We start from the raw sequence: 25060 nt of genomic DNA, 5'->3' as shown, positions 1-25060 counted from the left end.
ATTATTGAAGTAAGATTATTGAATATATTTTAAAAGGAGCGTACTAGGATATGAAACAAACTTTCAAAAACACAAAAATGATTTGTACAATTGGTCCTAAATCAGAATCAAAAGAAATGTTATCAAAATTAGTTGATGCAGGAATGAACTGTGTTCGTTGTAACTTCTCTCACGGTGATCATGCAGAGCAAAAAGCTCGTATGGATTTAATCCGTGAAATCAACAAAGAAAAAGGAACTCATGTTGCAGTATTATTAGATACTAAAGGACCTGAAATCCGTACTCACTTATTCGAAAATGGTGGAGTTGACTTAGTTGCTGGTCAAACTGTACGCGTTGCTATGAACGAAGTATTAGGAACAGCTGAAAAATTCTCTATCACTTACCCAGGATTAATCAACGACGTTAAAGTTGGTGGAACAATCTTAGTTGATGATGGATATGTTGAATTAACAGTTAACGAATTAGATCAAGCTAACCAAGAAATCGTATGTACAGTTAAAAACTCTGCATTCATTAAAGACCGTCGTGGAATCAACGTTCCAGGTGCTAAATTAAACATGCCATTCATTTCTGAAAAAGACCGTGCAGACATAATCTTCGGATGTGAAATGCAAGTTGATTACATCGCTGCATCATTCGTTCGTCGTGCAGAAGATGTATTAGCTATCCGTGAAATCTTCGCTGAGCAAGGAAACACTCATACTCAAATCATCGCTAAAATCGAAAACCAAGAAGGTGTTGACAACATGGATTCAATCCTTGAAGTTGTTGACGGAATCATGGTTGCTCGTGGAGATTTAGGGGTAGAAGTACCTGCTGAAGAAGTACCATTAATCCAAAAAGAAATCATTGCTAAATGTAATGCTGCAGGAAAAATCGTTGTAACTGCAACTCAAATGTTAGAGTCTATGCAAAAAAATCCACGTCCTACACGTGCCGAAGTATCTGACGTTGCTAACGCAATCTTCGACGGATCTGATGCAATCATGTTATCAGGAGAGTCTGCTGCAGGACAATATCCATTAGAAGCTGTTGAAACTATGGCTCGTATCGCTCGTCGTACAGAGCAAGCTTTAGATCACCAAGAAATCATCGCTCGCGCTATGGCTTCATCTACACGTAACGTATCTTCAGCTATGGGATTAGCTGTTGCTGATACTGTAGAAGATTTAGGAGCTCAAGCTGTTATCGCTTGTACACAATCAGGAGCTACTGCTCGTGCAATCTCTAAACACCGTCCATCTGCACCAGTTGTTGCTGCAACTTCTTGTGAAAAAACAGCTACATCTTTAGCATTATACTGGGGAGTTCAACCAGTTGTTGTTGCTGAAACATCAAACACTGATGAATTATTAGCTACAGCTGCTAAAGTTGCTGAAGACTTCGCTGGATTAGAAGCTGGAGAAATCGCAGTAGTTACTGCTGGATTACCTGCAGGTGAAGGAAACACTAACTTAATGAAAATTCACGAAGTTAAATAATTAACTTGTGATGATTAAAAGAGGGAATTTTCCCTCTTTTTTTTATAATGAGGTGAACAATGTTAGAGACAACATTATGTTATATCTTTAAAGATGAAAAAGTGTTAATGCTTTATCGTAATAAAAAGGAAAAAGATGTTCATGAAGGGAAATGGAATGGATTGGGTGGAAAAGTAGAGGCTAATGAAACAACACTTGAGTGTGTCATTCGTGAAGTTTTAGAAGAATCTGGGTTAAAGATTATTGAACCTAGTTTAATAGGTGCTTGTTATTATCCAAACTTTAATGGACTAGAAGAAATGATGTATGTTTATGTTGCGAAGCAATATAAAGGTAAAATTTCTGAGTGTGATGAAGGCGAACTGCATTGGATGATGAAGAATGAAATTATGAATTTAAATGTTTGGGAAAGTGACCGTTTGTTTCTTCCATACGTTCTAAATGAGGATTATTTTGTCGCGCAGTTTCAGTATGATGAGTTTGATTTTATTGGGGGAGAGTGTAAAGTAGTTACTCCTTTGATATTAGAAAAGTTTATTGAAAGCAAAAAAAGAACGGTGTGAAGCCGTTCTTTTATATTAAGGTGTTATTATATTAGCACATTGGTGTTCTTGGTCCGCATGAGTTTTGTTGCATGGCTAATGCGCACCAGTCTTCGTTACGGAGTCCATGGTCATATTGGTGAGTTTCCATTCCTTCTTGTTTACAGATTACATAATCATGATGATTATGATGATGGTGAACATTGCGTACAACAACTGGTACGATATGTTCTACTCGATGATGATGGTGTACTTCTGGCATACAACATACAGTAGGCTCAACGACTTGGCAGCAACTTTCAAATTGCATAGGTCCACAAACTGGTGCTGGCATTGGATAGGCAGGTTGCATTGGTGCAACTTGAGGAGCCATAACTTTTGTTTCACATGCTTCAGGTACGTTGACCATCTCTGTTTTTACTGGCATTGGTTGTTGCATAGTAGGCATTGCATACATCATTGGAGCTTTATATCCTCCACATCTATTATATCCATTCATAACTCATAACATCCTTTCCTCAGTAATTCAATTACAATATAGTATATTACAGGAGGTTGAAATGGGTTTGGCGGAAGCCCAAATTAATTATTTTTCTATACAATTTAACTATAAAAAAAGACCAAAAGTATTGGTCTTTTTTGTTTTATTGTACAAGGGTAAATGTATCGTCAGTTAATTGAAAGTAATCTAGAAATCCTGATGTTGCATAGAGTTGCTTTTCATCCGTAACATATAGTGCTTCAACCCCAGAAATTGACTCAATTAAATTTAATCCTTGTTCAATCCCAAGAGCAAAAGCTGTTGTAGATAAGGCATCGGCAGTCATTGAACTATCAGCAATAATGGTGACTGACATGACATTATTTTGAACAGGATATCCTGTTTGCGGATCTAAAATGTGATGATAAATAACTCCATCTTGCTCAAAATAACGTTCATAAGTTCCAGATGTTACAACTGTTTTATCTTTGACACTGGCAATTCCAAGATACTCACCACGTGTTGAAAAGGGATTTTGGACTCCAATTTTCCAAGCTGCTTGGTTGGGTTTCTCACCATATGCATAAACATTTCCACCTAGGTTGATGATGGCATGCTTATTTCCATGTTGTTTTAAGATAGAGGCGGTAACGTCTGCTGCGTATCCTTTAGCAATTCCCCCTAAATCAATCATCATATGGGGCTGAGTTAGTTTTATTGTAAGATCTTTTTCATTTAACTCCACGTTTTTATAGTTGATTAAAGTTAAACTGTTTTCGATTTCTGAAGCCTCTGGAACATGGGCATCATCAAATCCAATTTCCCATAGCTTAACTAATGGTCCAACCGTAATATCAAACTTACCTTTTGCCAGTTCCGAATATGTTAAACCGGCTTTAATGACATCAAATGTGTTTTGAGAAACCTTCACTGCTTCTAACCCTGCTTGACGATTAATTTCAATAATTTCACTGGTTGTTGCATTATTAATTGTCATCATTGTTTCAATTTCTTCAATCGCATTGAAAATTTCATCAAAAATCTCTTGTTTAGGATTATCGTACAACGTAATATTGACAATTGTACCAAGTAAAAATTTATTTTGTGATACAGGCTCAACTGGTGTTTCTTCTTTTGTTTGACAACCTACTAATAGAAGTAGGAAGACAAACAAAAAGGGCTTCATATGTTTCATAGTTGTCTCCTCCATTTTTTTCTCTTTAATAGGATATCATATTCTAGACTATAAAAAAAAGATAAGATTTTCAACTTGTGAAAATCTTATCTTTTCAATTTAGTCTAATAATGGACCACTAGCTAGTGCTTTTATAGCTAGTTCGATAAATTGATGGACTTCAATTGTTACTCCATTGACATCAGTTGTTTTATTTTGTTCATTGAATGTCATTTGCATGGGATCTTGAATTTCAATTAAATGCTGTTCTAAGAGGTTGGCTTGCTGATTCCAGTGCTTTGAGTACGCTTCTTCATCTAATACCTGATTAGCTGCTTTTAGATTGTTAGTAGGAACGGTATCCCAATGAGCAGCAATAATATATCCGTTTTCAATTAGCATATTAATCGTGTGTTTCATTCCATTATTACTATCTTCTGTTTCGGCAAAGTATTGTCCATTTTGATAAGGACCTATTTCAATTGGTCCTTCTGTCATCGCAGTATTGAATAATTCAATAAACGGAGAGAGGTCAATTGTAATACCTTCAATAGTAGGAATGGTGTCCGCTGTCAATAATTCATGATAATCTTGATCGTTTATAAGATAGGACTCTATTAATTGTAGTTGTTCATGCCATTTGAGATCTGATGAATCAATAGTGTCCGATATATATTCTCCATTAATCGATAGAGTTCGTTTATAGGTTGTTGCTTGTTCATTGACCGCATCAAATGTTATACTTTCAATTTGTCCATTAACGACTTCAAAGTTAACGATATTTTTCCATCCATCAGTAGAATAAGTATCCGCTTCAGCGAAATAATGACCATCATTTAGTGTCTGAATTGGAGTACTCAAGTCGTTAGATTCAATCGTTAATAATTTAACATTATCTGATTGCAAGAGTACCTCAGTATGAGTATCATTTGCATCGCAAGCGCCTAGTAGGCTAATCATTGAAATGATGGTCAGTGATATGGTTTTATATTTCATAAACTGTCCTCCTATTATTTCAAGTTAAAGTCCTTTTTGTTATTTTAACATAGCTCGAGCAAAGTTGATATGGGCAAATGTTACTTTTATTGTCGAAGAAAAACTAGATCAGTTTCAAAAAGTGAAATTTAATTCAGAGGTAATGATGTTTAGTCATAGATAAATATTAATAGGGAAAATAAGCAGGCTAGCAAAAAGATTGTATTTGTGAAAAAATGTGATAAAATATTAGTGAACTAAATGGATTTCTAGTTTGAGAGATTAACTTTCCTATTTAATAAAGTATTGTGTCGAAATAAAGGGCTGACACTGAATATGGTATTAGGGGAAGTTACTTTTTTGATGACGGTGAGAGGTTATAAAGAAAGCGTGGTTATTTGAGGAGGAGTTTCATGAAGAAAGTAGTAGTACTTGGTGGAGGATATGCAGGTGTCCTTACAGCTAAGAAATTAGCCAAAAAATTCAAGAAGAACAAAGATGTTCAAATTACATTAATTGATAAGCAATCGTATCATACAATGTTGACGGAGTTACATGAGGTAGCTGCAGGACGTGTTAACGAAGAATCAATTCGTATGGATTTAAAGAGTATCTTTGCAGGACGTAATGTCAATGTTGTGTTAGATGAAATTAAGAATATTGATTTTGAACAAAAGGTTTTAACATCTAACGATGCAACGTATGAGTATGATTATTTAGTGATGGGAACTGGATGTAAACCAACATTCTTTGGTATTCCAGGATCTGAAAATGCACATCAATTATGGTCTTATACTGATGCAGTTAACTTACGTGAACACATTTTAAATATGTTCCGTCAAGCTGCTTTAACAGCAGATAAAGAGAAGCGTCGTGAGTTATTAACATTCGTAACAGTTGGGGCTGGATTCACTGGAGTTGAGATGGCTGGTGAATTAGGAGAATGGAAAGATGAATTATGTCGTTCATTCCATATTGATAAAGATGAAGTGACTTTATACGTGGTTGATTTTGCACCAAAAGTGTTACCAATGTATCCAGATAAATTAGTTCGCAAAGCAGAGCGTCGTTTAATTAAATTAGGAAATGAATTAGTGATGAATTCTGCGGTAAGCGAAATTCATGAGGATAAAGTAGTTTTAAATAAAGGTGAAAAAGTCATCAATACACGTACTGTTATTTGGGCAGCAGGTATTGAAGGTTCAGATATTGTTGATCAAGCTCAAGTTGAAAAAGCTGGTCGTGGACGTATTGTGACAAATGGTCACTTACAAGCAAAAGATTATCAAGATGTTTATGTCGTTGGAGATAATATTTTCTATATTCCTGAAGGAGAAGAACGTCCAGTTCCTCAGATGGTTGAAAATGCAGAGCATTCAGCACCAGTTGTTGCGCATAATATTGCCGTAGATATTAAAGGTGGAGAATATAAAACTTATAAACCAACATTCCACGGTTCAATGGTATGTATTGGATCTCGTTATGGAGTAGCTCAAGTTGGAATGCCGGGGATGTGGTTCAATTTATCAGGATTCTTCGCAATGGCATCAAAGCATTTAATTAACTTAGTATACTTTGTTCAAGTTTTAGGATTCAATAAAATTTGGTCATATTTAATGCATGAGTTCTTCCATACAAAAAATAACCGTTCAATGGTAGGTGGATTATTATCTAATTCAGCTCCAGTATTCTGGAAGTTCCCATTACGTGTATTTGTCGGATTTATGTGGTTACAACAAGGTTTATCAAAATTACCTAAAATTATTCATGATTTCAATAATGTATTCTTATTACCACAACCTCCAAAAGCGGACGCATTAGGTGCAGCATCAGGAGCAGTAACTGAAGCTGTAACAGCAGCGTCAGGTGCAGTTAATGAAGTGGCAAATCAGGTGGCTTCAAATGGTGGAGATATCTTTACAATGTTAGCTGATTTAATTCATGATTTTATGAATTGGATTGCAGTCTTACCTGTTCCAGGATTTGTTGAAAATATGGTAGGATGGTCAATGGATGCCTTCTTCTATACTCCAGATGGAACACAATTTACCCAATTAGCAAGCTTAGTTCAAGGTGGAATGATCTTCGGAGAAATCATCTTCGGTGGTATGTTAATTATCGGTTTATTCACTCCAGTCGCAGCGATTGCAACAATTGCAATGGGATGTATGATTTGGGCTTCGGGTATGGCGCCAACTGAAATGTTATGGTACTTAGTTGGAGGATTCGCTTTAATTGGAAACTCTGGAATGGTATTAGGTTTAGATTATTATGTTTGGCCTTGGTTACGCGAGATGATGAAACGTATTCCATTATTAAGAAAATGGTATCTATACGTTGATTAATTTATAATATAACAATTGGGGAAACATAGTTAATACGATAGCGTATTGGCTATGTTTTTCTTCTGATAGCCGGTATTTTCAACGGGTTGATATATAGGGTAGTATTCCAATGATGTAGGTGATAACGTATGAATTCATTTTGGCAAGAAAAAACCGCGATGATTGCTCACCTTAATGAGGTTGATCAAGTTATTGGGAAACAATTAACAGTTAAGCAACGAAAGATGAATGAAATATTACAAGATCTAGCATCATCAGGTGGAAAGCGAATTCGACCTGGATTATGTATTATTGGCGCTGGATTCGGATCTAAACCAATTGAATCCATTTATCCACTAGCTGCCGTTCTTGAAATGTTACATTTAGCCACTCTTGTTCATGATGATATTATTGATGATGCAACACATCGTCGTGGAGCATTAACAACGCAACAAAAATATGGAAAAGATTATGCTGTTTATACTGGTGATTACATCTTTACCAAATGCTTTGAAATCTTAGCAGAAAATTATGAACTTCATCATATGAAGGAATTATCAAAGGGAGTTTCTCGCGTCTGTGTTGGTGAAATTGAACAATTTGATGGTCGTTTCAAATCACATACTTCTGTTAAGAAATATTTAAAAATTGTGGGCGCTAAAACATCTGCACTTTTAGCCACTAGCTTAGCAGTTGGTGCTTATGAAGCGGGGTGTGATGAACGATTCTGCAAAAAGCTTGGTAAGATTGGACTGCATGTTGGGAATGCTTTTCAAATTATCGATGATATTTTAGATTATACAGGGGATGAGGCTCGAGTTGGTAAGACATTAGGAAATGACTTAAAACAGGGGTACTATACATTACCATTAATTTATGCTTTAAGAAAAAATGATTTAGTTCTAAATAAGTTATTAGCAGCTGATGTTTATGATGATGAAACAATCAAACGTATTATTGTTCGTGTGAATGAGTTAGGTGGTGTACGTCAAGCACAATCACTTGCTGAGAAATACACCATTAAATCTTTAAAAGAAATCTCATCTCTTCCAACGTGTCAATCACGAGATGATTTAGAATGGATTACAAAGCGACTATTAGTAAGAGAGCATTAGAATTATTCTAATGTTCTTTTTTTTATCTTAACATTATAAGGTTATATCGTTATATCAGCCAAAACCGTGAAAAAGTGACAAAAATATGGATTTGTTATCTACATAATATAGGGTATATAGGTTAAAATATAGAAAGTGGTACTTGTTTAATTTTTTAATAACAAAGAGAGAGTGAATCGCCGTACTACTTATAGTTTATTTCTGAAAGGAGATTTAAAAATGAAAACTTTACAACGAATTGGTAAGGCATTTATGGTGCCAGTCGCCTTATTACCAATTGCTGGATTGTTATTAGGAATTGGGGCATCAATGCAACAATCACTTTTGAATTATCTTCCATTTTTAGATAATGAGTTCTGGCAAACAGTTGCAGCTATTATGAATCAATCGGGTCAAATTGTATTTGATAATTTACCTTTGTTGTTTGCAATCGGAGTTGCTTCAGGATTAACTGGAGATAAAGGAGTCGCTGCACTGGCTGCAACAGTTGGTTTTTTAATTATGAATGTTGTAACAGGAATTTTTATGCCTGATACGTTGCCTGAAAAGTTATATGCAAATATCTTAGGAATTGAGACTTTACAAACTTCTGTTTTTGGTGGGGTTATCATTGGGTTATTAACGGCTTATTTATATAATAAGTTTTATAATGTTAAGTTCCCAGATATTTTATCTTTCTTTGCCGGAGCACGTTTTGTTCCAATTATTACAGCATTATCATCTATTTTAGTCGGAATTGTTTTAGCCTTCATTTGGCCACCAATTGGTAATTTAATTGCAAGCTTCGGTAATATTGTTGCATCTGAGGGAACAAATCCACTTTATATTTGGCTATATGGAACAGCAGAGCGTGCTTTAATTCCATTTGGCTTACATCATGTTTTCTATTTCCCTCTTTGGTATACAGAAGCAGGAGGAATTTATACATCAATAGATGGTGTTGTTGCAATGGGGGATCAAAGAATTTGGTTCCAACAATTATCTGATTTTTCAAACTACGGTTACCAAGCGATGCTTGAAAATGTCCAAGCTCAAGGAGCGACATTAGCTGGACGCTTCATGACAGGAAAATATCCATTTATGATTTTTGGACTTCCAGCTGCTGCCTATGCCATGTATCAAGAAGCAACCCCTGAACGTCGAAAAGCCGTAAGTGGTTTACTTTTATCAGCCGGATTAACAGTCGCCTTAACGGGAATTAGTGAACCTATTGAATTTACATTCTTATTTGTTGCTCCCGTGTTATTTGCAATTCATGCTGTGTTAGCTGGATTATCATTTATGTTAATGTATTTATTTAATGTTCATGTTGGAATGACATTCTCTGGAGGATTAATTGATTTAGCGGTTTATGGAATTTTACCAGGAAATGAGTTTACTAGTTGGATTCGTATTCTTTTAGTGGGAATTTTCTACGCACCACTGTACTACTTTATTTTCCGATTTGCGATTCGACGTTTTAATTTGCCGACACCAGGACGCGGTGAATCGGAAGATAAGTTAGTATCTAAAGCTGATTATCAAGCATCTAAATCAGTATCTCGTGATGAAAAAGCTGCTGCAATTTTATCTGCTTTAGGTGGATCAGGAAATATTGACACCTTAGATGCATGTATGTCACGTTTACGTGTTTCAGTGCATGATATTGATGAAGTTGATCAATTAAAAATTAAAGAATTGGGAGCTTCAGGGATTTTCGTTTCAGGTAATAATTTACAAGCAATCTTTGGAACAACATCAGATCAGCTAAAATCCCAAATTGAAGAAATTATTCGCGAATCAGAAAAAAATAAGTAAAAAATAGTTGAAAAGAATAATAGTTGACTGTAGAAAGCGCTTTTATTTTAAAAAAAAGTAAAATACATCTATATTTGTTGAAAAAAAACACTATAATAGATATGAAAGATATTAGGAGGTGCACCATGGGAATTTTTGACACATTCAAAAACTTATTCAGTAAAAAGACTGAAGAACCAAAAAAAGGAATCTTTGCTCCAATTTCTGGTACATTATTACCAATTAGCGAAGTTCCAGATCCAGTATTCAGTCAAAAAATGATGGGAGACGGATTTGCTATTGAGCCAACTGAAGGAAAAGTATATTCTCCAGTTACAGGTAAAGTATTAAATGTTTTCCCAACAAAACACGCTGTAGCATTAGAATCTAACGAAGGGCATGAAATCTTAATTCACTTCGGTATGGATACTGTTACATTAAAAGGTGAAGGATTCACTGCTCATGTTGGAGAGGGAGATACAGTAACACCTGATACATTATTATTATCAGTTGATTTAGATGCTGTACGTCCAAAAGTACCATCATTAGTGACACCAGTTGTTTTCACTAACTTAGGTGATAAAGCAATCGAGTTAAAGAAAACAGGATCAGTAACACACGGTGAAGCTAGCATTTTAGAAATTAAATAAATTTGTGAAGTATATAACTTGATTTTTAGAGATTGACACGTTACAATAAACGTAGAAATCACTTATGGAAAGAGGAGCGATTATTGATGGAAAAAATCTTCAAAATTACAGATGAAACTGGATTACATGCTCGCCCTGCTACAGTATTAGTAAATACAGCTAGCAAATTCAATGCAGAAATCTCATTAACATACCGTGACAAAAAAGTTAACTTAAAATCAATCATGGGTGTTATGTCTTTAGGAATCCAACAAGGTGCTGAGATTACAATCTCTGCTGAAGGTGATGATGCTGAAGCAGCAATCGCAGCTTTAACAGAAACTATCACAACTCAAGGATTAGGTGAATAATACTTATCTAATTTAGATACAATAGTACTGGGAAACCAGTACTTTTTATTTGCTTATTTTTGGATAATTATGTGACAAAACAACATATGTAACCTGTTACATATAAAAGTTTATTGTGTAACCTGTTACATATGTTATAATAATTAAGTATATATCCAGTGAAAATGAAAGGGGTAGCATTGTGAATATTAAAGGTATCGCAGCGTCAAATGGTATTGCAATTGCAAAAGCATTTAAATTAATTGAACCAGAATTAACTGTAGTGAAAGCTACAATTTCGGATGTTGAGGCAGAAATCAACTTATATAAAGAGGCTTTAGTTAAAACAACTGAAGAGTTACAAAAAATTAAAGTTAAAGCTGCACAAAACTTAAGTGAAGAAGAAGCAGCAGTATTTGATGCTCACATCAATATGGCAAATGACCCTGAGTCATTAAGCCAAACAACAGATAAAATCAAATCTGAAAGCGTTAATGCTGCTTATGCATTTGATGAAGTTTCAAATATGTTCATCATGATGTTCGAAAGCATGGATAACGAATACTTCCGTGAGCGTGCAGCAGATATTAAAGATATTAAAAAACGTATTTTAGCTCATTTATTAGGAGTTAAAGTAAATGATCCAAGTACAATCGATGAGCAAGTTGTTATCATCGCTGAAGACTTAACACCATCTGATACAGCTCAATTAGATCGTAACTTCGTTAAAGGATTTGCTACAAACATTGGGGGACGTACATCTCACTCTGCAATCATGGCACGTTCTTTAGAAATCCCAGCAGTAGTTGGTACAAAAACAATCTTAGAAGATGTTAAAGATGGGGATATGATCATCTTAGACGGATTAGAAGGAAATGTAATCGTTAACCCAACAGCTGAGCAAGTAGCTCACTATGAAGAAGTAGCTAAACAATACGAAGCTCAAAAAGCTGAATGGGCTAAATTAAAAAATGAAAAAACGGTTTCTAAAGATGGACAACACGTTGAGTTAGCTGCTAACATCGGAACTCCAAAAGATGTTGAAGGTGTTTTAGCTAACGGTGGAGAAGCAGTAGGATTATACCGTACTGAGTTCTTATACATGGGACGTGACAACTTCCCAACTGAAGAAGAGCAATTCGAAGCATACAAAGCAGTATTAGAAGCAATGGGAGATAAACCAGTTGTTGTTCGTACATTAGACATTGGTGGGGATAAAGAGTTACCATACTTACACTTACCAAAAGAAATGAACCCATTCTTAGGATACCGTGCGATCCGTTTATGCTTAGATGATACAGATTTATTCCGTACTCAATTACGTGCTTTATTACGTGCGAGTGCTTACGGAAAATTACGTATCATGTTCCCAATGATTGCAACATTAAATGAATTCCGTTCTGCAAAAGCATTATTATTAGAAGAAAAAGCTAAATTAGTTGCAGAAGGTGTAACAGTTTCTGAAGAAATCGAAGTTGGTATGATGGTTGAAATTCCGTCAGCAGCAGTATTAGCTGATCAATTCGCCAAAGAAGTAGACTTCTTCTCAATCGGAACAAATGACTTAATCCAATACACAATGGCTGCAGACCGTATGAATGAGAAAGTTTCATATTTATATCAACCATATAACCCAAGTATTTTACGTTTAGTAAAAATGGTTATTGATGCAGCACACAAAGAAGGTAAATGGACTGGAATGTGTGGAGAAATGGCTGGAGATCAAACAGCTATCCCATTATTATTAGGATTAGGATTAGATGAATTCTCAATGTCAGCAACTTCAATCTTACCTGCTCGTTCATTAATCAGTAAATTATCAAAAGCTGAGATGGCTGACTTAGCTGCTGAAGCATTAAACAAATCAACAGTTGAAGAAGTTATCGAATTAGTAGAAAGCATTCAAAAATAATGAATTTTAAGTGTGAAGAATTTTCTTCACACTTTTTTTATTCTTGCAAGAAATGCAATAATTTAAGAGAAAATGTCGCATAATATAAAGGAAGTTTATATGAAAAGAGTTGAAAAAAATGAGAAATTCATTATTTGATGACAAATTAAATACAAGTTTAAAGCCATTTTTATTTTTAATATTTGGAGTTATATTAATGACTTTATTTTGTATGAATATAATAACAATAAAGGCAGCAACCGTTGATGATCGAATAGAACATTTTATTTATCAAGATCCAAAACCAGAAAAAGTCGTTTATCTAACATTTGATGATGGGCCATCTAAATATACATTAGATTTATTAAATTTATTAGATAAAGAAGATATTTCTGCTATTTTTTTTGTTATTGGTGAAAATATTGATCTTTTATCAAATGCAGATGAAGTTCTTAATGAAGTTCTAAAAAGAGGGCACTATATTGGACTGCATAGTATGACACATAATATGGATAAGTTATACAATGTTCCAGGAGCCCCACAAAACTTCGTGAATGAAATGCTAGAAGTTAAGGCTAAAATCAAAGAGTTAACAGGTTTTGAAAGTAATCTATGTCGACCTCCTTATGGTGGAAAGACTCATTTTAAAGCAGGGCATTATAAAGCATTAGAGGAAGCGGGACTTGAGTGTGTGGATTGGAATGTGGATTCATTAGATTGGTCGAAATCAAGTGCTGATGCAATCTTTAATCAAGTCGTCGCAGATTTAAAACACAGTAATTATCCAAATGAGGTTGTCTTATTATTTCATGAGAAAAAATTAACCTTAGAAGTGTTACCACGAGTGATTGAATATTATCGTAATCAAGGATATGTTTTTATGCCCTATTATGAAGGAGAAGAATTTGATTGTATGAAAAAATAGTCAAATTTATTATGAGCCAAAAAGAAATAATATAAACCATAAATTACCTTCTGTTTTTGTAGAATATTGTTGGAATTTCGAATGCATTTTCACAATGGGTATTGTATAATTAAAACAAATACAACAGATGGAGGGAAAAGTAGTGGCAAGACAACAGTATTATTCAAATTATGGTAGTTATGGTCGCCGCAATCGTGTAAAACCACAGGCTTACATTATTTTTACATTAGTGGCTTTCTTACTTGTTGTTGGAAGTTTCGTATTTAATATTTTTCAACAAGTAAATAGCTTAAGTGTGGCGACTGTTGAGCCAAGTTCTTTAAATTTTGAACCGATTACGACGGTTAATAGTTGGCATAACAAAGAGGCTAAATTTGTTTATTTAACATTTGATGATGGGCCATCTCAAAATGCAGAGAAAATCTTAGACATTTTAGATAGTTATGATATTAAAGGAACATTTTTTGTTCTAGGATCATCAATTGATAGATATAGTGGTTCAAAAAATATCTTAAAGCGTATGGCAGATACCGGTCACTACATCGGGATGCACTCGATGACGCATGATTATTCAACCTTATATGGTGAGGAAAATGCAGCTCAAAACTTTGCCGGTGAGATGTTAGAAGAACAGGCACTCCTTAAAGAAATTACGGGGGGATTTGAAAGTGAATTATGTCGTGCCCCTTATGGGACAGGTGGAGGAACTTTTACAGATGCTCACGTTGAAGAGTTAAATAAAATCGGGGTTAAATGCTGGGACTGGGATGTTGATTCATTAGATTGGGAATCAGGAGCTTCAGTCGATAGTATTATGAAAAATATTGAATATTGTATGAATTTATGGAATTATCCAAGACAAACTGTTGTTTTATTCCATGAAAAAGACGTCACAGTGGAAGTCTTACCAAAAGTTATTCAATATTATACTGACTTAGGATATGAGTTTTTACCATATAATCCGGATAATCACATTGTTAAAAATCTATTCGGAAGCGATGATTTATAGGGGAGGATTGAGTATATGCGTAAACCATTTTTACCATTTGTTATTATTGGATTAATCGCGGCTATTGGGGTATTCTTTGCTCTTACTTATAAATTCCCTGAAGTTGAAGCATTCCAATTTTATCAACAAATTGATCAAGAGATTGTAACCTGTGAGAAAAAATCACCGGATACATTAGAAACGACATTAAATGCCTTGCAATCACATGTGCGTGAGATTATTCTAGTAGGACAAACTTATGATGGAAGCCAGGATGTAACAGAGTTATTTACATCATTTAATGCAGAATATGAAGTGTTAAAAGATTACACAGCTAATGTTGTGACATGTATGAATAGTCAGTTAGAAGAAGTTAATTTTGATAAAGTAGAATCAACGTTATCAAAACTTCCTGAAAACTTAGCATCATTAGGTAAACAAATGTCAGTTTTACAACAAGCACGTACGGAGAAATTAGTTGCTTTAAATGCTGAGTTAGAGGTACTAGCAAAAGAGCTAACTAATTTTGAAGAAATGTTCTATAATACAAAAACAAGTGAAGCAGTTCAATACTTCCAAACTATTAATGTGATTTTTAATACAATTGAAGAATTACATACAGAGTATATGAAATCAATTGAGGAGTATTATGCGGTGAAAACGGAATACTATGAAGCGATTGCCAATAAAGGTGTGCTTGACTATTTATTTAAAAAATAATTTTAAAGCTATGAATTTAATTCATAGCTTTTTTTGCATTTGAGTATGTTATAATTTATGTAAGTCCAGAAAAGTTTTTTACGGTGTAAAAAACTTTTAAGACCCTATCAACGGAGAATACATTTCCGTTGCAAATGACAGGGAACCCAAGCCCTAGCAGTTGAGGATTAGATTTCTTTCAGAAATCGCTAGGTGACCCATACCCTACCAGCGGAGGAAACATGCTTCGCATGGCAGGTGACCCAAGCCCTAGTAGTTGAGGATTAGATTTCTTTCAGAAATCGCTAGGTGACCCATACCCTACCAGCGGAGGAAACATGCTTCGCATGGCAGGTGACCCACGGCATAATTATTAAGTATTTAGGTTGCCGTAGTAAATGTAGAAAATATTTCTGGTTGTATATAGAAGTAATTAATCGTATAAAAGAAAGAGGGGAAGTTCACGAAGATTGGATTTATTGGAATTGGTGTCATGGGTGAAGCGATGGCAGGACATCTATTAAAAGCGGGTCATGACTTATATGTTTATAATCGTACGAAAAGTAAAGCTGATCGCTTAGTCGAGGCTGGGGCTGTTTGGTGTGATGATGTAAAGAGTATTGCAACAACTTGTGATTTAATCTTTACGATTATTGGTGTACCAGCAGATGTTGAAAATGTCTATTTAGGAGAAGAGGGTTTAGTGAATCATGCAAGAGCTCATTCAATTTTAGTTGATATGACAACCTCGACACCAGATTTAGCAAAACGTATTTATGAAGCTGGAAAAGTGAAAGGCTTACAGTGTTTGGATGCACCTGTTACAGGTGGAGATGTTGGGGCGAAAAATGGAACGTTAACGATTATGGTCGGTGGAGATGAAGAAACATATAATGAAGTTTTACCGATTTTAGAGTTAATGGGTCAAACGATTGTTTATATGGGAGCTGCGGGTAGTGGTCAACATACAAAAATGGCGAATCAAATTGCCATTGCAGGAGCGGCTATCGGAATGGTTGAGGCCCTTGCTTATTCTAAAGGAGCTGGACTTGATTTAGAGACTGTTTTAAAGGCAGTAACGAGCGGATCAGCAGCAAGTTGGCAATTAAGCAATATGGCGCCACGTATTATTAAAGATGACTTTAATCCAGGCTTCTTTATTAAACACTTTATTAAAGATATGCGTATCGCTTGTAGTGAATCGAAGGCAATGAATGTTGATTTACCAGGACTTGAGTTAGTCTTAAGCCTGTATGAAGAATGTCAAAAAAGAGAGTTAGAAAACTGTGGAACACAAGCGCTTTATAAATTATATGAAAAATAAAAGTAGACCCGAGGTCTACTTTTTTATTATGATAAATAATATTTATTACTTTCTAATACGGTTGTTTCAGTCGGCATGACTGGATTATAAGGTCCATAATATCCAGTTTGTGAAGCTTGTTGTTGGTAAACTGGATAAGATGGTTGTGTATATACTGGTTGTTGATAGTATACCGGTTGGTAAACAGGTTGATAGACAGGATAGGCATATCCGCCTCCTCCACAACAAGGGCGGCCACCACCCCATCCATCAAATAATAGTCCTCCTAAAGCTAACCCACCGATAAAAGGTAAAAATCCCCATCTTTCATCTTGATTAACACCAGGCATCGCTGATAAGTTAGGGATTTGATTGGTTAATGGTGCAGCTGTTCGATAAGGAACTTGAGACGGCACGCTATTTGGATAATTCATTGGCATCAATTCAGACTCCTCCTTCATCTTGCAGTCCTACTTTATGATATGCAAGGGGGATGACATCTGACTCACTTTTATTCTTTGATTAAAAGGAATGAATAAAGTGTCGGACGAGTTAATAAGTTACCTATGTTATTTGGTCGATTTAATCCTCGGTTGACTTGTAAGGTTAATTGATCAGCAAAGCGATAAGTTCCTGAATAAAATTGAGAACAACCTGATGTACTAGATTGTCCTCTACAATGTCCAGATAGTTGAACTTCAATTGGATAATCGGTTACTTTTGCAGCTAATGTTGGTTCATGAAGGAGGAGAATGTTAAAATTATTCGTATTAGCAGATTGTGAAAGCAACGTATTCAAATCAGGTGAGCTTGATAACGAATCAATCCCGATAAAAGTAACGCCTTCACTGCTACCGTTATAGAGTTCAAGTGACTCATTACGAAGAATTTTAAAAGAAGATGTCGTAAGAATATGACTGATTTCATCTGGCTGGCTTAAATCTTTATCCCCTAAGATGGCAAGCTTAGCAAGAGAAGGTTTTAATTGAGAGAGAATTTCGATTGTTTGTGAGCTTAGACTTGAAGTGATGGCTCCTTTTTCAAATAGATCCCCGGTAAAAAGAATAATGTCTGCTTCAAGACGGTTGATTTCGTTTACAGATTTTTCAAGAAGCACTAAATCTTCTTCATTTTTAAGATGTAAATCGCTAAATTGGATTAGTCGGACTCCATCAAAACTGCTTGGAATATTTAGACTGTTAATAATGGTTTCTTCTACTTTAATGCTATATTTTAAAATACATAGCGAGTAAAAGAAAAATACAATAATAATTGCTGCAACTGAGAGTACATAGATAGGGAATTTCTTCATAATAAATTCATCCTTTACCAAAAAAACTTTTATGACGATATTATATCATAGTTTTTTTAGTTCTATATAGAAACAGATGAATAACATACATTTACTACATCATACCTAAAGTCATCAACAGTTATGATGGAAATTAGTTGATATTGAAGAATAAGTGGATAAGATGGTAAAGCATAAATAAAAAACAAAAGATACGTGTCATGGATGTATATTCACTTCTTTTACCCCAAAAGCTAGAACTAAGAATGCTGCAGTAGATGATGGCAGGAAGCCAATGAGCCAGAATGAGTGAGTCTATTGATAAAAGATGAAGAAGTAGAGGTGTGCCTCCGGTTAGGGGAAAGGTTAGAAGGAGTGTAATATTAAAAAGTAGAAAGAGTTGTGGAGATTTTGTGTTTGAATTTTGATTCATTTGAGCACCGTCCTTGTAAAAATATGTTTTAAACAGTTTTGATGTGTTAAAATAATAGTACAATATAGTAAACAAGGCATAAAAATATGCTAGAGATAAGGGTTGATGCAATGAATACATTAGTTTTAATAGACGGAAATAGTTTAATGTACCGTGCATATTATGCAACAGCATATAGCGGGAATTTAATGAAGACAAGCACGGGTATTTTTACAAATGCGTTATATGGTTTTGTCAATATGATGAATAAAGTCATGGATGAGTATAATCACACGCACATGCTAGTGGCCTTTGATGCAGGGAAAACCACATTTAGACATGAGTTTTTAGATAGTTATAAAGATGGACGTAAACCGATGCCAGATGAACTACGTTCACAAATTAATTTAATTAAAAAATATTTAGACTTATTAGGAGTGAAACGTTTAGAATTACCGACTTATGAAGCCGATGATATTATCGGAACATTAGCGACACTTGGTGAGCAAACGGATTTTGAAAAAATTCATATCATTACGGGAGATAAAGACTTACTTCAAATGGCCGATGAAAAGACGACGGTTCATATTACACGAAAAGGGGTAACTGATATTGAGTCATTTACGCCAGAAGCAGTCTTTGCTAAATATGAATTATCACCAAGTCAGATTGTTGATCTAAAAGGGTTAATGGGGGATCCATCAGATAACTTACCAGGAATCCCAGGGGTTGGAGAAAAAACAGCGATTAAATTATTAAAACAATTCGGAACAGTTGAAAATCTAGTAACTCATACAGATGAGTTAAAAGGGAAAATGAAAGAAAAAGTGGAAGCTAATGTTGAACAGGCCTTGCTTTGTAAACGTATGGCAACGATTCATAGAGAAGTTCCACTTCCAGTTACATTTGACGATTTATTCTATCAAGGACCAGAGACAGCAGAACTCATGAACTTCTTTAAGGAGATGGAGTTTAATGCCTTTCTAAAAAAAATGAAGCTTGAAGAAGTAAAAGAAGAAAAGCCGAAAGCACCGATTCGTATCATTTTAGAAGCGGGAGAGTTAGAAACGTTAAGTTATCAAAATAGTGCAATTCATGTAGAGATTTTTGAGGAAAACTACCATCAGGCTAATATTTTAGGAATTGCGATTGTAAATGAGACAGACGCTTATTATGTGCCTTTTGAAGTGGCAAAGGAAAGCCAAGCATTCATGTCATTTTTAGCGGATGAAGGTGTTAAAAAATCAGTATTTGATGTGAAGCGTTCACGTGTTGCGTTAATGTGGCAAGGATTTGATTTACGTGGTGTTGATTTTGACTTATTATTAGCGACATATGTCATTAATCCAACGAATGTAAGTAATGAATTCAAAAAAGTAGCTCTACATTATGATTATGACGATGTGTTATATGATGAAGAAGTGTATGGAAAAGGGGCGAAACGTGCGGTTGCACCGATTGAGAAAGTGGCCCAACATTCGATTGATATTGCAACTGCAGTCTTTAAGTTAAAAGAAACCGCGCTTGAGCAATTAAAAGAACAAGAGCAGTTAAGTTTATTTGAAGAGATGGAAATGCCTCTTGCTGAAGTACTAGCAGTGATGGAGTATAACGGAATGTCTCTTGATCTAACGACATTAGATGAAATGGGTCAAGATTTAAAAGGGCGTATTGAAGCATTAGAATCCCAAATCTTTGATCATGTGGGAGCACCGTTTAATATCAATTCACCGAAGCAATTAGGAGAGGTATTATTCGAAAAATTAGGGTTACCGGTTGTTAAGAAAACGAAAACAGGCTATTCAACGAATGCAGATGTATTAGAAAAGTTAAGTGATGCTCATCCAATTATTAAATTAATTATGGAGTATCGTACGTTAACGAAATTGTATTCGACTTATATTGAAGGGTTGAAAAAAGCGTGCTATGAAGATGGAAAAGTCCACACGATTTTCAACCAGGCGCTGACTCAAACCGGACGTCTTTCTTCAATTGAACCAAATCTTCAAAATATTCCGATTCGCTTAGAGGAGGGACGCATGATTCGTCGTGCGTTTGTGCCAAGTCAAGAAGGATGGGTGATTTTAGGAGCTGACTACTCGCAAATCGAACTTCGAATTTTAGCTCATATTTCAAATACCGAGTCGTTAATTGATGCCTTCAAACATGGAGGGGATATTCATAAGAAAACAGCGATGGATGTCTTTAAAGTGTCAGAAGAAGAGATGACATCAGATTTACGTCGCTCAGCGAAAGCGATTAACTTCGGGATTATTTATGGAATGAGTGCCTTCGGCTTATCGGAAAATTTAAATATTACACAAAAAGAGGCGAAAAAATATATTGATCATTATTTAGAAACTTACTCAGGAATTCATCAGTATATGGAAGATACAGTGAAGTATGCGAAGTTTAATGGTTATGTCTCAACGTTATTTAACCGTCGTCGTTATATTCCTGAATTAACACAGAAAAACTATGCGATTCGTCAATTTGGTGAGCGTACCGCAATGAATGCTCCAATTCAGGGGACAGCTGCCGATATCATCAAAAAAGCGATGATTGATGTTCATCAAGCGATGCTTGAGAAAAACGTAAAATCACGTTTATTACTTCAAGTACACGATGAATTAATCTTTGAAGTTCCACAAGAAGAACTAGATATGATGATTGAATTAGTGACGAAAACAATGGAAAACGTCGTCGAACTCCAAGTTCCATTAAAAGCCGACTACTCATACGGACCAACTTGGTACGATGCTAAGTAAGAAGTATTCTAAATAAATAATAACAAAAGGACATCCCATTCATTGGTGATGTCCTTTTGTGTGTTAAATTAATCACGGTTTGTTGAGGTTAGGGGATTGTCAGTTGTTTTTTCTTCTAAATGTGCTTCGTAAATTCTAGAGGTCTCTCCCCAAGGATGGTAGCCTAACCCTACATAGTGAAAATCATATTTTTCATAGTATCCGATATGATCGGTACAAAGATAAAGTGAATTAAACCCTAGTTTTTTTGCCTCTTGTTTGATGTGTTCAATAAGGATTGAGCCATATGCATGATGGCGCTCATGTTCTTCGATGTATAGAGCACATAGCCAAGGATAGAGGTCCATTCGACTAATAAAATCATTTGTAATTAACCCTGCACAACCGATAATTTTATCTTCCTTTAATAGGAGATACCACTGAGGTAGCGGACTTTTTGTGTTGAGTGAATGAAGAATACAATCTTCATAAACCTTTAGGCTTTCTGGTGAAGCCCATTTTCCCTGGAAATAACTAATCGCCTGAGTTACAAACTCGGGGTTGGAAGAGACAGAAATCACATGCATAAGATCACTCCGTTTGGTTTAGAATAACTTATTCTATGAAAGGAGGATAACATCTATTCATAGATTTTCTTATAATCCTCTAAAGGTTTTAATTTAATATGAGAGGCTGAAAAAACAGTTTTACAGTGGCTAATTGAATGAGATTTAAAGTTAGAAGATGAGTCGTTATTTGAAGCGGGATATAAGTATTTAAAATAAAGTGAGGCTAATGATGAGGCGTATTTTATCTAGTTTGAACAGGATAGTCGTCTGATTTTTGTTGAATCTTTTTATGGGATAGGTGGTGTTTGATGAATGAATTAAGCACCATTTTTGGCTCTTTGTCAACTGGTGTGGGTGAAGAAATATTATACCTGTAATCGTGAGGGATTAAGCTGCTCATTGAGCAGTTTGATTCCTTTTATTTTTTTGTTCAAAGGTGTACTTATGGATAATCAAAATTCTAGCTTTGAAATGATAGAAACTACGGTATCCAAAGGCCATGCGTTTAATCACTTTAATCTTGTTATTAATCCCTTCAAGCACTCCATTGGTATAAGATGTTTCAATCGTATTTTTGATATAATCTTGGTAGTTAGTTAATGTTTTTAAAGCTGTTTTCATTTCAGGTGAAAGTAAGTCAGAGGGGTTTTGAATGGCATGATGAAAAGCATCAAAGTTGCGAAGTTTGATGGCCTGTTTGATGGTTTGATAGAAGTCATAAGTGGCTTTTAATTCCGGATCTAAAGCGAGTAAAAAGTCGATGATTTCTTGTTGAGAAATCTGCTTTTTGAAACAGTTAGAATAGAAGTAGTGGGTAGAATGGATATCCTCTTGGGCTTTTAATAAAAGGCGCCAATAATGTTTGAATTTATTGTAGAATTCTTTGTTTTGGTTCATGAAGCGAATACGAGTTTTGTTGAGGGCACGAGATAAAAGTTGAACGACGTGGAACTTATCTAAAACAATTTTAGCGTTGGGAAACACCTCTTTAATGAGTGTCATATACGGAGCATACATATCAATAACAACGTGAGTTACACCTTCACGGGCCTCCTTAGAAAATCGCATGAAATAAGGTTTTAAAGTGCTTAGACGACGGTCTTCAACGATATCAATTAACTTCCCATTAGAAGCATCACAAAAAATGAATGACATAGCCCCTTCCGCTGATTTGACCGACTTAAACTCATCAAAACAAAGCACCTTTGGAAGAGAGTTAAAATGAAGGGATTGTTCCTCGTACGATGTATGAATGATCCGATTGACCGTTGAATGGGATACGTTGAGTTCACGGGCAATATCTGACTCGGATTTTTTATGGCTAGCCTCTAGGAAAATGGCTTGTTTAAGGGGATTAGAAAGGTAACAATTAGATTCCACAAGAGAGGTTTTAAGCGTAAAGGTACGATCACAATGACGGCATTTATAGCGTTGCTTTTTTAAATCGAGATAGGTATCAAAGCCAGAGAGTTTCATCATCTTAATACGAGAGGTTTTGAAGCCGTGTTTAATGATTTGTGAGTCAAAGAGATGACCACAGTTGTAACAATGGGTCGGTTGAAAAGAGAGGATACCAGAAATCACCTTAGAGCGGATCCCGTTAATCTGAACATCTTTCATCCAATTTTCTGAAAAAGTAATATTTTTATCTTTTAAATCGAGTAAAGTTAAGATACAATTATTGTGAGACATAAACCCAATCCTTTCGTGTTTTTTTTGGTCAATTACATGGTATAGAATTTGGGACGTGATGTCTCTTTTTTTATACTTATTTTTTATTCCAAATAAAAGAAGTGTGGGAATCACCCACACCAAATATTATAGAACCCATTTTTTTATGGTGTTGTATGTTGTTCATGACATTGTGAAAAAATGGAATAATTGATGAATTGCGTAGTGGTTGTATGATAAAATGATTATAAAAGTAGTTTAGCTGGGGTGTAGTTAATGGAGGGTGTAAAAAAGACTAGGGGATGTCAATTTTTTTCGCTTAAAGTTGGATTGGTTTTAGCGATTGTTTTTATTTTTGGAGGTGCTTTCTATTATAATCATCATGTGATTTTGTATCGAAATCAATTGAATCTTTTGGTAAGTTATTTATACGATGAAGTGTCACCTAATCAGGTAGGGGCTGTCTATCAGCGTATGCTTAATGTTGATAGTGATTATCGTGAACGAATTAAGAACGATTTAGAACCGGCTATGATTAGTCGGTATCAATATTATGCGAATCTTTATATGCTTCGAAAGATTGAGTATGAAGAGTATTTGCAATATGAACAAGTCATTGAACCATTATTTTTCTCAAATGATGAGGTTATAGAGACGATAGGTCAGGTCGAAAAATACTATCAATCTCAGCGCGCTTATTTAAAAGGATTCAGTCTTCAACAGCAAGGGCTGATTGAGGAGGCAATTGATTCTTATCAAGAAGTGATGTTTAACGACGAATATTATTATGAACTAGCTAAAATACAAAGACGTGAATGTATTCAAAGTATCAAAAATCAATATTTAACGGAAGCTCATCAGTACTATGAGCAAAAAAAATATATTGAAGCGATTCGACGTCTGGATTACTTGACGCAAACGGATCAAGATGAATTAGTTAACGCTTTGAAATGGTACTATGAGTCTGAATTCTATGTCGAAGCAATTAAAACAGTTGATGATTTCCTGGCAAAAGATGAACTAGCAAGTGCTATCTCGTATTTACAGCAAATATCTGATTCATTTGGCACACAGTATGCGGAGACACTTGAGTTAAAAAGATCAGAGATTAGTTTGCAACGAATGAAACGTCGAGATAAGGTGATGAGCAAGTATGCGTCTAAAATTCAAGTGAATTTAAATACGGAAAGCAGCCAACAAATCATCTCTTATAATGGGATTCCATTACAAGCTACCACGTCATTTAATGTGATTTCTTTTGCAACCAATACTTTTACAACTGTGAAAAAAGAAGTAGATGAAAGTGTAGAAGAGGAGCAAGTCGAACAATATATAAATGTGATGCCTTTACTCGTGACTAATAGTGAGTTAACAAGTGCAACCATGTCAATTTTACTTGGCTATTATAGTGAGTTTTTGAATGATTTTGAGCAAGTTGACATTTATGCAGAGAATCAATTATTATATTCTTTTGATATTGATTCGACACAAAAAAGACAAGTTTGGATTGATGAGTGTGTGATTGAGTGGAGCGAAGTGGAGCTTTCAACACAGGCGGTATATGAATTACTGAATGAAGTTCAGGCCACAACATCGTTAAGCATTGTGTTCCGAGGCCCTTTGATGAACCATTCATTTGAATTAGAATTAGTTGAGAATGCAACGTTACTCATGATGGCTGAAATTTATCAGTCAATTAATAAATAAACAACTA

General features: G+C 35.1%; 21 protein-coding genes. 14 read left to right on the top strand and 7 right to left on the bottom strand.

Features of this window, described 5'->3' with window-relative positions:
- Positions 1-50: 50 nt before the first annotated feature.
- The gene (pyk, locus tag AT726_RS02770) at positions 51-1484 is read left to right on the top strand and encodes a pyruvate kinase (protein ID WP_068758959.1); all 1434 of its coding nucleotides are present in this window, start codon (positions 51-53) and stop codon (positions 1482-1484) included.
- Between the two features lie 59 nt (positions 1485-1543).
- Positions 1544-2047, top strand: coding sequence for an NUDIX hydrolase (locus AT726_RS02765; protein ID WP_055276457.1), 504 nt, complete (start codon positions 1544-1546; stop codon positions 2045-2047).
- 31 nt (positions 2048-2078) lie between these two features.
- Here the strand turns inward: AT726_RS02765 and AT726_RS02760 are convergent, their stop codons facing one another.
- From AT726_RS02760 to AT726_RS02750, 3 genes are all read right to left on the bottom strand, one after another.
- Entirely contained in the window at positions 2079-2525 is a 447-nt protein-coding gene (locus tag AT726_RS02760) for a hypothetical protein (RefSeq protein ID WP_055243853.1), read from the bottom strand.
- A 145-nt stretch (positions 2526-2670) separates the two neighbouring features.
- On the bottom strand, positions 2671-3702 hold the full coding sequence (locus tag AT726_RS02755; protein ID WP_055305739.1) for an FAD:protein FMN transferase: 1032 nt from the start codon (positions 3700-3702) through the stop codon (positions 2671-2673).
- A gap of 99 nt (positions 3703-3801) precedes the next feature.
- Entirely contained in the window at positions 3802-4677 is an 876-nt protein-coding gene (locus AT726_RS02750) for a hypothetical protein (RefSeq protein WP_068758958.1), read from the bottom strand.
- A gap of 392 nt (positions 4678-5069) precedes the next feature.
- Here AT726_RS02750 and AT726_RS02745 point away from each other — a divergent pair, with 392 nt between their 5' ends.
- The 10 genes from AT726_RS02745 (at position 5070) to AT726_RS02700 (ending at position 16677) form a co-directional block, all read left to right on the top strand.
- Positions 5070-7001 carry an NAD(P)/FAD-dependent oxidoreductase gene (locus AT726_RS02745; protein WP_068758957.1) on the top strand — a complete coding sequence of 644 codons (1932 nt, stop codon included), beginning with the start codon at positions 5070-5072 and terminating at the stop codon, positions 6999-7001.
- Between the two features lie 128 nt (positions 7002-7129).
- Positions 7130-8095, top strand: a complete 966-nt coding sequence (locus AT726_RS02740) for a polyprenyl synthetase family protein (RefSeq protein WP_055243844.1) — start codon at positions 7130-7132, stop codon at positions 8093-8095.
- A 219-nt stretch (positions 8096-8314) separates the two neighbouring features.
- Complete coding sequence (gene ptsG / locus AT726_RS02735; protein ID WP_068758956.1) at positions 8315-9892, top strand: glucose-specific PTS transporter subunit IIBC; 1578 nt, start codon at positions 8315-8317, stop codon at positions 9890-9892.
- Between the two features lie 125 nt (positions 9893-10017).
- Entirely contained in the window at positions 10018-10521 is a 504-nt protein-coding gene (locus tag AT726_RS02730) for a PTS sugar transporter subunit IIA (protein WP_055243840.1), read from the top strand.
- A gap of 86 nt (positions 10522-10607) precedes the next feature.
- Complete coding sequence (locus AT726_RS02725; protein ID WP_055243837.1) at positions 10608-10871, top strand: phosphocarrier protein HPr; 264 nt, start codon at positions 10608-10610, stop codon at positions 10869-10871.
- 181 nt (positions 10872-11052) lie between these two features.
- Positions 11053-12762: a phosphoenolpyruvate--protein phosphotransferase gene (ptsP, locus tag AT726_RS02720; RefSeq protein WP_068758955.1), complete on the top strand. Its 1710-nt coding sequence runs from the start codon at positions 11053-11055 to the stop codon at positions 12760-12762.
- Between the two features lie 118 nt (positions 12763-12880).
- A complete protein-coding gene (locus tag AT726_RS02715) occupies positions 12881-13666 on the top strand; it encodes a polysaccharide deacetylase family protein (protein WP_237297176.1) in 786 nt (261 codons plus the stop codon).
- Between the two features lie 142 nt (positions 13667-13808).
- Entirely contained in the window at positions 13809-14675 is an 867-nt protein-coding gene (locus tag AT726_RS02710; RefSeq protein WP_068758954.1) for a polysaccharide deacetylase family protein, read from the top strand.
- 15 nt (positions 14676-14690) lie between these two features.
- Positions 14691-15374 carry a hypothetical protein gene (locus tag AT726_RS02705; RefSeq protein WP_068758953.1) on the top strand — a complete coding sequence of 228 codons (684 nt, stop codon included), beginning with the start codon at positions 14691-14693 and terminating at the stop codon, positions 15372-15374.
- 472 nt (positions 15375-15846) lie between these two features.
- Positions 15847-16677, top strand: a complete 831-nt coding sequence (locus AT726_RS02700; protein ID WP_068758952.1) for an NAD(P)-dependent oxidoreductase — start codon at positions 15847-15849, stop codon at positions 16675-16677.
- Between the two features lie 26 nt (positions 16678-16703).
- On the opposite strand, the gene AT726_RS02695 is transcribed toward AT726_RS02700, so the two are convergent.
- Positions 16704-17117 (bottom strand): hypothetical protein, encoded by a 414-nt coding sequence (locus AT726_RS02695; RefSeq protein ID WP_237297174.1) that lies wholly within the window; start codon positions 17115-17117, stop codon positions 16704-16706.
- Positions 17118-17167: 50 nt separating this feature from the next.
- The gene (locus AT726_RS02690) at positions 17168-17968 is read right to left on the bottom strand and encodes a metallophosphoesterase (RefSeq protein WP_068758950.1); all 801 of its coding nucleotides are present in this window, start codon (positions 17966-17968) and stop codon (positions 17168-17170) included.
- 522 nt (positions 17969-18490) lie between these two features.
- Here AT726_RS02690 and polA point away from each other — a divergent pair.
- Positions 18491-21127, top strand: coding sequence for a DNA polymerase I (gene polA / locus AT726_RS02685; protein WP_068758949.1), 2637 nt, complete (start codon positions 18491-18493; stop codon positions 21125-21127).
- 68 nt (positions 21128-21195) lie between these two features.
- Here polA and AT726_RS02680 read toward each other — a convergent pair whose 3' ends face one another.
- Positions 21196-21693: a GNAT family N-acetyltransferase gene (locus tag AT726_RS02680; protein WP_055276438.1), complete on the bottom strand. Its 498-nt coding sequence runs from the start codon at positions 21691-21693 to the stop codon at positions 21196-21198.
- A 378-nt stretch (positions 21694-22071) separates the two neighbouring features.
- Positions 22072-23367, bottom strand: a complete 1296-nt coding sequence (locus tag AT726_RS02675) for an ISL3 family transposase (protein WP_068758944.1) — start codon at positions 23365-23367, stop codon at positions 22072-22074.
- 255 nt (positions 23368-23622) lie between these two features.
- Between AT726_RS02675 and AT726_RS02670 the strand changes: the two genes are divergently transcribed.
- A complete protein-coding gene (locus AT726_RS02670; RefSeq protein ID WP_068758948.1) occupies positions 23623-25053 on the top strand; it encodes a hypothetical protein in 1431 nt (476 codons plus the stop codon).
- Positions 25054-25060: the final 7 nt, after the last annotated feature.

Origin of the sequence: Turicibacter sp. H121, from assembly GCF_001543345.1 — a bacterium.
Taxonomy (GTDB): domain Bacteria; phylum Bacillota_I; class Bacilli_A; order MOL361; family Turicibacteraceae; genus Turicibacter; species Turicibacter bilis.
Note: the sequence above shows the minus strand (reverse complement) of the source record. Positions and strands in the feature narration are given on the sequence as shown.